14 protein-coding genes are annotated in these 9,668 nt (G+C 65.6%); 7 read left to right on the plus strand and 7 right to left on the minus strand.

The genetic code is table 11. From position 1 onward, the window contains the following. Window positions 1–59: 59 nt before the first annotated feature. From AE618_RS12270 to AE618_RS12280, 3 genes are read right to left on the minus strand one after another with little or no spacing between them, the layout of a single operon-like run. Complete coding sequence (locus tag AE618_RS12270) at window positions 60–2,237, minus strand: Mu transposase C-terminal domain-containing protein (RefSeq protein WP_082365213.1); 2,178 nt, start codon at window positions 2,235–2,237, stop codon at window positions 60–62. Continuing rightward, window positions 2,234–2,491: a hypothetical protein gene (locus tag AE618_RS12275; protein ID WP_054209354.1), complete on the minus strand. Its 258-nt coding sequence runs from the start codon at window positions 2,489–2,491 to the stop codon at window positions 2,234–2,236. Before AE618_RS12275 ends, AE618_RS12270 begins: the two co-directional genes overlap by 4 nt. Further along, window positions 2,488–2,829, minus strand: a complete 342-nt coding sequence (locus AE618_RS12280) for a hypothetical protein (RefSeq protein WP_054209355.1) — start codon at window positions 2,827–2,829, stop codon at window positions 2,488–2,490. The genes AE618_RS12275 and AE618_RS12280 overlap by 4 nt, the downstream gene beginning before the upstream one ends. Window positions 2,830–2,913: 84 nt before the next feature. Between AE618_RS12280 and AE618_RS12285 the strand changes: the two genes are divergently transcribed. Beyond that, complete coding sequence (locus AE618_RS12285) at window positions 2,914–3,363, plus strand: hypothetical protein (RefSeq protein WP_156330234.1); 450 nt, start codon at window positions 2,914–2,916, stop codon at window positions 3,361–3,363. 24 nt (window positions 3,364–3,387) lie between these two features. On the opposite strand, the gene AE618_RS28475 is transcribed toward AE618_RS12285, so the two are convergent. From AE618_RS28475 to AE618_RS12295, 3 genes are read right to left on the minus strand one after another with little or no spacing between them, the layout of a single operon-like run. After that, the gene (locus AE618_RS28475) at window positions 3,388–3,546 is read right to left on the minus strand and encodes a hypothetical protein (protein WP_197280765.1); all 159 of its coding nucleotides are present in this window, start codon (window positions 3,544–3,546) and stop codon (window positions 3,388–3,390) included. Further along, complete coding sequence (locus tag AE618_RS12290; protein WP_054209357.1) at window positions 3,492–4,289, minus strand: ParB/RepB/Spo0J family partition protein; 798 nt, start codon at window positions 4,287–4,289, stop codon at window positions 3,492–3,494. The genes AE618_RS28475 and AE618_RS12290 overlap by 55 nt, the downstream gene beginning before the upstream one ends. Further along, window positions 4,289–4,537: a helix-turn-helix domain-containing protein gene (locus AE618_RS12295; protein ID WP_054209358.1), complete on the minus strand. Its 249-nt coding sequence runs from the start codon at window positions 4,535–4,537 to the stop codon at window positions 4,289–4,291. The genes AE618_RS12290 and AE618_RS12295 overlap by 1 nt, the downstream gene beginning before the upstream one ends. A 130-nt stretch (window positions 4,538–4,667) precedes the next feature. Here AE618_RS12295 and AE618_RS12300 point away from each other — a divergent pair, with 130 nt between their 5' ends. After that, window positions 4,668–5,345, plus strand: coding sequence for a S24 family peptidase (locus AE618_RS12300; RefSeq protein ID WP_156330235.1), 678 nt, complete (start codon window positions 4,668–4,670; stop codon window positions 5,343–5,345). 358 nt (window positions 5,346–5,703) lie between these two features. Here the strand turns inward: AE618_RS12300 and AE618_RS12305 are convergent, their stop codons facing one another. Next, a complete protein-coding gene (locus AE618_RS12305; RefSeq protein WP_054209360.1) occupies window positions 5,704–6,048 on the minus strand; it encodes a hypothetical protein in 345 nt (114 codons plus the stop codon). Between the two features lie 184 nt (window positions 6,049–6,232). Between AE618_RS12305 and AE618_RS12310 the strand changes: the two genes are divergently transcribed. From AE618_RS12310 to AE618_RS12325, 5 genes are all read left to right on the plus strand, one after another. After that, window positions 6,233–6,475, plus strand: coding sequence for a hypothetical protein (locus tag AE618_RS12310; RefSeq protein WP_054209361.1), 243 nt, complete (start codon window positions 6,233–6,235; stop codon window positions 6,473–6,475). A gap of 400 nt (window positions 6,476–6,875) precedes the next feature. Beyond that, on the plus strand, window positions 6,876–7,259 hold the full coding sequence (locus AE618_RS27960; protein ID WP_054209362.1) for a hypothetical protein: 384 nt from the start codon (window positions 6,876–6,878) through the stop codon (window positions 7,257–7,259). Beyond that, complete coding sequence (locus AE618_RS12320) at window positions 7,204–8,415, plus strand: DNA-packaging protein (RefSeq protein ID WP_432704499.1); 1,212 nt, start codon at window positions 7,204–7,206, stop codon at window positions 8,413–8,415. The genes AE618_RS27960 and AE618_RS12320 overlap by 56 nt, the downstream gene beginning before the upstream one ends. Then, a complete protein-coding gene (locus tag AE618_RS27965; protein WP_156330236.1) occupies window positions 8,360–9,295 on the plus strand; it encodes a hypothetical protein in 936 nt (311 codons plus the stop codon). Before AE618_RS12320 ends, AE618_RS27965 begins: the two co-directional genes overlap by 56 nt. Next, window positions 9,288–9,638, plus strand: a complete 351-nt coding sequence (locus AE618_RS12325; protein ID WP_082365216.1) for an HNH endonuclease — start codon at window positions 9,288–9,290, stop codon at window positions 9,636–9,638. The genes AE618_RS27965 and AE618_RS12325 overlap by 8 nt, the downstream gene beginning before the upstream one ends. Window positions 9,639–9,668: the final 30 nt, after the last annotated feature.

Below are 9,668 nucleotides of genomic sequence, written 5' to 3' on the forward strand. Positions count from 1 at the left end.
CTGGTTTCGTTCCAATCGGCCCGCCGTTTGCCCCGGCGGGCCGCCTGCATTCGGGGCGCTCAACGCAACGCCGCCTCTCCGAAATCGTCCGCGATCGCCCGATGGGCGCGGTATTCAGCCGATGTCTGGTAGCCGCCGAGCCAGACGGCCTCTTGCGTCTCCAGAGCCACTCCGTCCGCGATCCGCTGCTCCAGCTCCTGGGCGCGCCGAAAGCGCTGGTGTGCCGTCTCGGTGGTGCGCAGGGGCGTGATGACCGTGGGAGCCGCGTCGGGCGACCAGCCGGCGGCCATGTCGGCTTCGATCTCGGCATGGAGACCCGCAGCCTGCGGACTGAGCGGCTGAGGCGTCGGCGCACCGCCCCGGCGGATCGCCGCGATCTCCAGCCCGGCGTCGAGCGCCGGCGTCGAATGGATCTCCGAGCGCGGCGGGAAGGCGACGAGGTTGCCGACGCGCTCCTCGGCGAGTTGGCGCCGCAGGTCCAGCACGGTGCGCTCGGTCACCGCCTTCCGGCTCTCGCGCACGTCCTTCATTCTCTCGTCGGTCACGCTCTTTTGCCGGGCGCGGGTCTCGGCCACCAGGGCGGCGCGATCGACGCCCGAGCGCTCGACGTTGAAGCCGCGGGCCAGGAGGTTGTCGCCCTGCTCGTCGAAGAGCCAGACGAGGCCGGCATCGTGCGGATCGAGCCGAACGAAGACGCGATCGCCGACCACGAGTCCCGGAGCGAGATAGTGGAAACCGCCGATGCGAACGCCGTTCTTGCCGACAGTGCGGATGCCTTCTGCGTCCGGGGCCGGCATCAGCAGCGAGGCGAGTGCGTCGGCGTCGACCGTCCGGATCGGGCGGGTCGAGCTGGCGGCGCGGGCGAAGGGCGTGATCTCGCCGATGCCGCCATGTTTGCGATGCGCGTACTGCCTCTCGGCCCAGGCGTCGCACTCGGCCTGCAGCTCCGCCCCGGTCAGCGTGACGGGAAACGCCTCGCGCTCGCTCTGGCCCAGGCGCTCGGAGAAGCCTTTGCGGGACCGGATGCGCTGGCGCTGGGCGACATTGTGGCCGATGAACCCTGGCAGGGTCCGCGAGCAGTCGGTCTGGAAGGTGCGGATATGCCGCTCGACGAACCCCTTCTGCCAGGGCGAGAAGGCGTCCGACCGGATCGCCTCGATGTCCAGCTTGGCGAAGAGGCGCACGGTGGCGCGGGCGATGAAGTCCGAGCCGTTGTCGGTTTTCACCGCGTCGGGCACGCCCCAGGCGAGGATCGCCTTGCGCATCAGCATCTGCACCGCCTCGCTGCGCGGCGTCTTCGAGACGTAGAGCATCAGCCGGCGCGACCAGATGTCGATGCAGACATAGATCGAGTGGCGGCCGTCGCTGCAGAGCGCATCGACCGGCGAGGCGTCGATCTGCCAGAGCGCGTTGAGGTGCGGCGCGCGATGGGCATGGGAGCCGGAAACCCGCATGCGCGACCGGTAGGCGTCGGGATCGGTCATCTGCAGGAGCCCGGCGGCATAGTCCTGCTTCCAGGCCTTGAAGCGCTGTTCGAAGGCCCGCTGGCCCGGGAGCTTCAGCCCGGCCGCTGCGAGCTGGGCACCGAACTTCGCCTCGACCGCCTCGTGGATCTGCCGGGCGGTGTAGAGGTCGTTGAAGGAATGCACGGCGAGCGCGAAATGCTTGATCTCGCCGTCGAAGGCGGCATCCAGCACGCCCTGGCCACGCCGGCCGGCGCCCTTGTCGACGGCCAGGCGCGCCGTCTCGCCCTCGCGGGCAGCCGACATCCAGCGCAGCAGCGTGCGGTTCGAGAGCCGGCCGACGACGGCGGCGGCCCAGGCGGGGATCTCGACGCGGCCGAGATTGTAGAGATCGACGAAGGTGGCGACCGCGACGGTCTGTTTCAGACCCGATGTCCGGATGAAGCCCTTGAGCGCGCCGAGCACGGCGAGCCTGGCGTCGAGTTGCAGCGTGGCGGCGCGGCTCTCGCCTGCCGCCGGTTCGGGCGCCGCCTGGATCGCCTCGGCTGCGTCCGACTGCGGCGCCTCGACGCCGCGATAGGCGACGCGGGCGGCGATCGGCAGCAGGTTGATGTGATACTCGACGCCTCCACCGCGCCCGGCGCGCGGCCGGCAAAGGCCCGTAAACCGCGCCCAGTTCTCACGCTCGGCCATCGCGACGACGTTCTTTCGCGTCGTCGGCAGGCCCGGCAGCGCGAGATCGGCGAGTTCGGAAGAGGTCAGCCACATTTTCATGAGGCGTCGCCTTCGCTAAAGCCGCGCAGCGCTATAAAGCGACTGCGGCTCCAGTCTTCGCTCGGAAGATCAGCCCTCTTGACGTCGAGGAGTATGATCGCAGCAAGGCCCGCCAGATCCGTTTCGAGCAACTGGATCAGCGCCTGATACTGCTGTCGCGTTAGACCTGGAGCCGCGAACTGCTCGACCACGGTCGTGACGGCGCGGCTGTAGTTGCTCACGGCAAGAAGAAGATCGAGAGGGTGGGCCTTCATGCCTCGCCTCCCTCAACCGAGCGGCGGGCTTGGAAGCCGGCGATGATTTTGCCGATATTGCTCGATCGGAAATCCTCTTCGGTCGCGTTGCCGCCGGTTTTGCGGAAAATGCGGTCGCTTTCCTCTTCGATAGAGCGAAGACCTGCTTCGGTGATGCCCGCGCTGCGAAGCAGGTTGTCGACGTCGGCGCGCTGCTGGAGAACCTCCTGAAGCAGCGCACCCAGCTCCGCGTCGACGTCTTGCCCCGCCCTTACAGCATCAGAAAGTCTGATGCGGCGGGCCTTGAACTCTTCGGCTCTGGCCGCAATCGCCCGACAAGTATCGCGCAGTTCGCTCATGCCGCACCTGCGGACACGAGACGCGCGGCGGGGCCGGCTGGGGGGATAGCTACCCCGCCGCGCGCTCCTCCTCCATGATGGGAGATGCGACTCGACCCACCGGAGGAAGCTGGAATGACGAAACCTGTATGGGTAGCGGCGGTTGCCGCGCGGCAGATGTCTCCCGGCACGGTCGAGATGACCGCGAAAGGCCTGGATGGGCGCAGCGTCGTTCTCATGCTGCCGGCGGCTGGCATCGAGGACATCATCGAGCCCCTCCGCGCAGCTGCGGCGTCGCCGGCTCGAACGCTGGCATCTGCCGTGTTGCCACCCGCTCTGCGCAAATCCGCGAGAGCCGAAGCGGAAGCATTTCCTCCCCGATCAGGATCGTTCCGGGTGCTGATGCACGCGGAGGAGCCGCTTCTGTTTCTGTCGGTGTGCGACCGGGACGGCCGCTGGGCGGAGATCCCGCTGGATCCCGAGAGCACCCGCCTGCTGATCGGTCATCTTTCGACCGGCCTGCTTCGAACGGAGCCGGGCTCGCCGCCACAATGAAGGTCCGCTTTGTCCGGGTGCGTTTCATGCCGCACCGCCCTTCTTGGCGCGGGCCGGCTTGGCGCCCGCCTCGGCGGCCGTGACCTTGGCCTGGACCATGGCGAGCGCGTCGCGCAGCTGGCCGGGCGTCAGCCGCGCCAGCAGGGCCTCCAGCTTGACCAGCGGCCGATCCTCCTCGCGCACCGCGCCGCCCTCCGGCACGAGGCCGGCGCTGACGCGGGCCTTGGCGAGGTTGAGCTTCGGCTGCTCCGAGACGGCCTGGGCCACCGCGAGCTGCTGCTCGGCGGGAAGCGCGGCGAGAGCCTGCAACTGCGCTTGGTTGTCGGCGAGCTTGGTGCCCCGGATGAGGGCGACGACCTCGGGGGAGAGCGCGGGGGGAGTTCGCGCGCCCGCCGCACCGAACGCTCAGCTAGACCGGTGCGCCGAGCAGCTTCCTTGTTGAAGCCCGACCAGTTGGCCAAGTTGGCCAACTGATTTTTCTCGCGCCATTTCTTCGATCTGCGGTCGCCACCGTTGCGGGCGTCGGCGTTCTCGGCCTCGAAAATGTCGGCGAGCTTGCCGACGAAGATCGTGCGGTCGAGCGCGTCGAGCTCGTTGCGGATCAAATTGGCGTGGATCTCGTGCTTGGCCCGCTCGGCTGGCGTCAGGTCGCGGATCACGGCCTTGACGGTCGAGCGCCCCAGCAGCTTGTGCGCTTCGAGCCGATGCTCGCCGTCGACCAGGACGTAGCGGTTGCCCGCGCCGGGCGTCGAGGCCACGGCGATGGCCTGGTGCAGATAGCTCTCGGAAATCGAGGCTGCGATCATCGCGACCTTGTCGCGATCGACCAGCCGAAGCCTGTCGGCGACGTCGATGGCCGCGATTTCGATCTCGATCTCGTGCTCGGGCAGCGCTGGGCCGCTCGACAGGCTGAGGACGTCGCGCATCAGGCGGCCCTCGATGCGTTGATCAAACCTGTGCGCCTGCCGTCCTGGTCATAGAACTGAGGCCAGATCTTCTGGCGCGGCACGCCCAAAGCCTCAGAAATGAGGTCATGAACCTTCGGCGACGGACGCTCCATTCCACCATACAGCGTGAAGCGGCTCATCTTCGCCGTTTCCGCCAGCTTGGCCGCGTTCGTTCCGCGCTCCCGAAGCGCAAAGATGATTGCCTGTTTGGTCCAGTTCGTCGCCATAAAGAGCCCCATCTCGCAATGCCGGATCTGACGTGTTAACCACACGAGTGGACGGCACTTGTGATGTTATCGTCGGATATGAGAGGTCGTGTCAACGCAAATCTGACGATCTAGAAAATGGCTCGCTAAATTGACGATTGAACGCGCAGATCTGGCCGGCAGAATCGACGAGGCGGTTAAAAAGCGCTTCGGTACGAGGGAGGCTTCTGCGCCCGTCATCGGGTTCCCGCTGCCCTCCCTGGACCGATATTGCCGCGGTGAATCGGACGTTCCGGCGACGCGCCTTGCCCAGATTGCTCAGGCATGCGGGGTCACAACGGACTTCCTCGTTTTTGGGGTCGATCTTTCTTCAAAAATGACGATGAATCAGTCTCAGCAGATCGAGCGCGATGATGGCGTCGCATCGATTCCGCTACTCGACGTCATCGCCTCTGCTGGGCCGGGCATCGAGAATCCTTTTCCTCTCGAAATCGACCACTTGCCGTTCCCGAAACGTTGGCTCGAAGATCTCGGGGTGCCTCAGAGCGCGGCGCGCTTTCTGGGCGCTCGCGGTGACAGCATGGAGCCAACAATCCTCGACGGCGCGATCTGCTTGGCCGATATTCGATTTCAGGTGCCCCGGATCGACGGCGTCTATGCGCTGATCGATGGCGCTGACGTGCGGATCAAGCGCATCGCGCGCGGGTGGGAAGGCAAAATCGTGCTGATCAGCGACAATGAGCGCTATTCGTCCGAGACGCTCGCCGCTCCTGATGCTGAAGCGCTGAGAATCGCGGGTAAAATAGTCTGGGCAGGAGGCAAGATATGAGACGAGGAATACTGTTTTCGCTGGTTTTCATCACGGTCGCGGCAGCTTCGCCTTCATTCGCGCAATCAGCTCGCCCCTCTCAACGCGATGCACTTGGCTGTGCTGATAAGGGCTTGCAGGAACGCATCGCGAAGATCGCAAATTCTGGCGACCAAGAGGCATTTAGGAAACTTGCTGGAGCTAGCGTCCAATCTGGCAAGTGTCAGATCATCGAAAAGGGCACGGCCCTGTTTTTGGACGATACGGCCGTGTGGTCCGGCCTCGCTTGCTTCCGGCCGGTTGGCCAAGTTTCGTGCCTTTGGGCGGCAAGCGACTTAACCCGCTGATAGGCGGCGGCCTGTGGCCGCCGCCTAGAGCTTCAAGCCACCTTAAAATTCGCTTCGCTGAGACCCCAGCAATCAGGCGCGATGTCGGTCTCGTCGACGAGGTTATCGACCTCGGGAGAAACCTGACCATGGCGGGCGATGACGATGGCGTCGTCCCAATCGCCGGTCTTCGGATCTCCGGTGCGCCGGAATGCGACGACGCCGGCCCTCAGCGGCTTGTAACGGTCGACCAGGCTGCGCGCATGCGCCTCGTCGCGCGCCTCCATCGGATCCTCGGCGTTGATCTTGCCCTTGCCTCCTTTGACGGCCCGGAAGGTCTGGACGACGAAATAGGTTCTCTGCTTGACGGTCTCTTTCTCAAGGCGGGTCTTACTCATGACGACGCTCTCCTGTTTGCCCTGATCTCACGCGCCAGGGCTGACTCTAGGAAAGCTCACAAATGAGAACGGAACAAGAACGCGATTGACGGACTCTGTCAGGGGTGAATAGCGGGGACAACTGCCTGGTTTCGCGCGACCGCAAACTTGGGCATGCTGAGGCGCGCAGACGCGGGAGACCCCTATGGACGCCGATGCAGACCATCTCTCCCGCCAGGCGCTCCGCGAGCAGGCCGCCATCCGAGCGGCGGCTCGAGCCTTTCACGAGGCTGCCCGCGAGAAGCACCAGTTCACCTGGGAGACGGCATCGCCAGCCTGGCGGGCAGAGGTGAAGGCCTTTGTCCGCCCGCTCATCGTCGCCGGACTCGCTGCCGCGGATCAGTTCGACGCGGCGACCGAGCGGGCTTTGAAGGCCGATTCAGCGTAACAGTTAACGCGGATGGACTTTGAAGCCCGAATGGGCCTACGCGTCTGAAAATACTTCGTTTTTCGGAAGTGTTACGGCGAGGTGCGGCACTCAGGAAAAACGTAACAGTTCGGGCGCGCCTGCTGACGGGATTTCAACGACTTAGCGGCATGCCCGATTTCTGGCTTTCCAGCTTTCGGGATTCCCGGCCGCTTTTCCAGCGAACAATCAAATGGCAATAGAGCCCCGGACTGCTCCAGCGCCAACCCGCCTTAAGCCGCTGTTTTCACGGCTCTTATCCACCGGCGTCCAGCGTAATCCAGGATAATCCAGCCTGCCTGCCCCGTTGCCATATGATTGTTCGTTTCACACGCGCTCATCCGCCGGCGGCTTTGTCATGTCCGGCCGGCGAGGTTTTCCCATGTCCGATGACGACGATGACGCGCCGGCGCTGCCGGCCGCGAAGCGCAGGGCTTTGCCGCCCAGCCGGAAGGCCGTGGTGGCGAAGCTCTGGCGCGCCGCGAAACGCCAGCTCGACGCGCATGAGGCGCGGCTCGAGGAGCTGCCGAAGGGGGCGGGGGCGAGCGAGGCCGACGCCAAGGCGCTGGCGGTGCTCGCCCGCACCGTCCGCGAACTCGTGGCGATGGAAGCGACGCCGGCCGGCCGGGAGGACACGTCCAGCAATGATCTCTTGCCTGCCGATGGACTGCGCCACGTCGCCGAACTCCGAAAGGAGCTTGCACGACGTCTTGATACGCTTGCCGATCGAGAGCTGGGCCAGGCTGATCCCCCAGATCATCCCTGATCTGGATGCTGACACTCTGGCGGCCCTCGGCGAGTGCTGGACGCTGTTCGGTCGGCTCGATCAAAAGCTCGGTGAACCGCCGCACAAGCCGGTCTGGCTCGTTCTCGGCGGTCGCGGCGCCGGCAAGACCCGGACCGGCGCCGAATGGGTCAAGGGCATGGCGCTCGGCCATCCGCCCTATGCCTCGAACCCGACCGAACGCATCGCCCTCGTCGGCGAGACGCAAGGGCAGGTCCGCGACGTCATGATCGAGGGCGTCTCGGGGCTGCTCGCCATCCATAACCGGTGGGAGCGGCCGAGCTGGTATCCCTCGCGGCGGCGGCTGGAATGGCCCAATGGCGCCATCGCCCAGGCCTTCTCGGCGGAAGATCCGGAAGGGCTGCGCGGCCCGCAATTCGGTGCCGCCTGGTCCGACGAACTGGCGAAATGGCCGAATCTTCAGGAGTGCTGGGACATGCTGCAATTCGGGCTTCGCCTGGGCGATCGGCCGCGCCAGATCGCCACCACGACGCCGCGTCCGGTGCCGCTGATCAAGCGCCTGCTGGCGGACGACCACGTCGCCGTCAGCCGGGCGGCCACGAGCGCCAACCGCTTGCACCTCGCCGCCGACTTCATCCGCAGCGTGACGCAGACCTATGGCGGCACGCGGCTCGGCCGGCAGGAACTCGACGGCGAACTGGTCGAGGAAAGCGCGGATGCGCTCTGGACGCGGGCGATGATCGAGGATTGCCGCGAGCCGGCGGCGCCAGCCATGGCGAGGATCGTGGTGGCGGTCGATCCGCCGGCCTCGTCCTCGCAGCGGGCCGATTCCTGCGGGTTGGTCGTGGCCGGCATCGACCGGGACGGCCTCGGCCATGTCCTGGAGGACGGCACGATCTCCGGCGCCAGGCCGCATGAATGGGCGGCGAAGGCCGTCGCGCTCTATCAGCGCTTCGAGGCCGATGCGCTCGTCGTCGAGGTCAACCAGGGCGGCGAGATGGCGACCTCGGTCATCCGCGAGGTCGATGCTGATGTGCCGGTGACGGCGGTGCGGGCGACGCGCGGCAAATATCTGAGGGCCGAGCCGGTCGCGGCGCTCTATGCGCAGGGGCGGGTGCGCCATGCCGGCGCCTTTCCGGCGCTCGAGGACGAGATGTGCGAATTTAACCGAACCTGAAATCAGGCAAGGAAATCAGCTTCTTACGGTTTCCAGCACTGAGGCGAGAAGCCATGAACATGTGCAGAACAAAGTGGCTTCCTGTAAAACGGGATTGTCGCCACTTTCCGCGCTTGGAGCTGCCGCGACGGCCACCTACAGCGAGATCAACGCTGCGTCGTCGCCTGAGCAGCTCGACGGCATCGCCGCCAGGCTGTGGCAGCGTTATGGTGCCGGCGAGATCGCCGACCATGAAGCTGAGTTCCTGACGGCAGCGATTGAGGGCCGCCGTCCCGCTTCAGGCGCGAGAGCGAAGGCTGCTGGCGCGTGCCTGGCCCCGGCTCGCCTGAGCGCACGGATCGGCAGTCGCTTCGTCTCACGCCAGCGCCCCCGTTCTCCCGACCGGCAAGCCTCCCGAGATCGCCGCCGGCGGCTTGGGGGATCAAGCGCGCTGCCGGACACGCTGCGCCATCACTACACAGAGGGGCAGCGCGCCGTCCTCTGTATCGTCGCTGGCGAGGTGAAGCATCACGGAGCCTGTGATCTGCCGATCGACAAGATTGCCGCACTCGCGGGTGTCTGCCGGACGACAGTGCAGAGCGCGTTGCATGAGGCGCGACTGCTAGGTCACGTCAAGATCACGGCACGCCCGATCGCCGGCAGGAAGAACCTTCCGAACATCGTCGAGATCGTCTCGCCGGAATGGCGCACGTGGATCAAGCGCGGTCCATCAGCCCATCGCCCGATAGGGTCCAAACCTGTGAATTTGGAGAGCCCCACGAAGAGCCAAGGTATCAAGATGAGTCAGGTCGAGCGCAATCGAAGCCGCTCGAAGGGCTTGGCGAGAGGAGGAGGTGGGCAATCCGCAGCCCATGCGATGGGCGAGGTGCGTCATGGCTGAATGGCCCTACAATACCAGCACCTGGCAGAAGCTCAGGAAGGCGAAGCTGTCGCAATCTCCCATCTGCTACGCATGCGAGCTGCGCGGGCATGTGGAGACAGCCGTCGCAGTCGATCACGTCATATCCATGAAGGCTGGCGGTGATCCGTTCCCGACGCTCGAAGGACTGATGAGCCTTTGCGAGCGCTGCCACAATGAGAAGACGAGCGCGGTCGATCAACCCGGCCGCGCATCGACCGGCCGCAGGTTCAAGGGCTTCGACGTGAACGGAAACCCGATTGATCCGGGCGATGAGTGGCATGGGGTGGGGGTGCCTCAGATCACGGCAACGGTTTCAGGCTAGGACCGTTGATGCAGTCACGAAGATACTTAG

It is taken from the genome of Allobosea vaviloviae (genome assembly GCF_001298265.1).
In the GTDB taxonomy this organism is placed as follows: domain Bacteria; phylum Pseudomonadota; class Alphaproteobacteria; order Rhizobiales; family Beijerinckiaceae; genus Allobosea; species Allobosea vaviloviae_B.

Excerpts from the sequence above, each read along its gene's own strand:
- AE618_RS12270 (WP_082365213.1), bottom strand. The coding sequence starts at position 2,237 with ATGAAAATGTGGCTGACCTCTTCCGAACTCGCCGATCTCGCGCTGCCG.
- AE618_RS12275 (WP_054209354.1), bottom strand. The coding sequence starts at position 2,491 with ATGAAGGCCCACCCTCTCGATCTTCTTCTTGCCGTGAGCAACTACAGC.
- AE618_RS12280 (WP_054209355.1), bottom strand. The coding sequence starts at position 2,829 with ATGAGCGAACTGCGCGATACTTGTCGGGCGATTGCGGCCAGAGCCGAA.
- AE618_RS12285 (WP_156330234.1), top strand. The coding sequence starts at position 2,914 with ATGCGACTCGACCCACCGGAGGAAGCTGGAATGACGAAACCTGTATGG.
- AE618_RS12290 (WP_054209357.1), bottom strand. The coding sequence starts at position 4,289 with ATGCGCGACGTCCTCAGCCTGTCGAGCGGCCCAGCGCTGCCCGAGCAC.
- AE618_RS12295 (WP_054209358.1), bottom strand. The coding sequence starts at position 4,537 with ATGGCGACGAACTGGACCAAACAGGCAATCATCTTTGCGCTTCGGGAG.
- AE618_RS12305 (WP_054209360.1), bottom strand. The coding sequence starts at position 6,048 with ATGAGTAAGACCCGCCTTGAGAAAGAGACCGTCAAGCAGAGAACCTAT.
- AE618_RS12310 (WP_054209361.1), top strand. The coding sequence starts at position 6,233 with ATGGACGCCGATGCAGACCATCTCTCCCGCCAGGCGCTCCGCGAGCAG.
- AE618_RS27960 (WP_054209362.1), top strand. The coding sequence starts at position 6,876 with ATGTCCGATGACGACGATGACGCGCCGGCGCTGCCGGCCGCGAAGCGC.
- AE618_RS27965 (WP_156330236.1), top strand. The coding sequence starts at position 8,360 with ATGCCGGCGCCTTTCCGGCGCTCGAGGACGAGATGTGCGAATTTAACC.
- AE618_RS12325 (WP_082365216.1), top strand. The coding sequence starts at position 9,288 with ATGGCTGAATGGCCCTACAATACCAGCACCTGGCAGAAGCTCAGGAAG.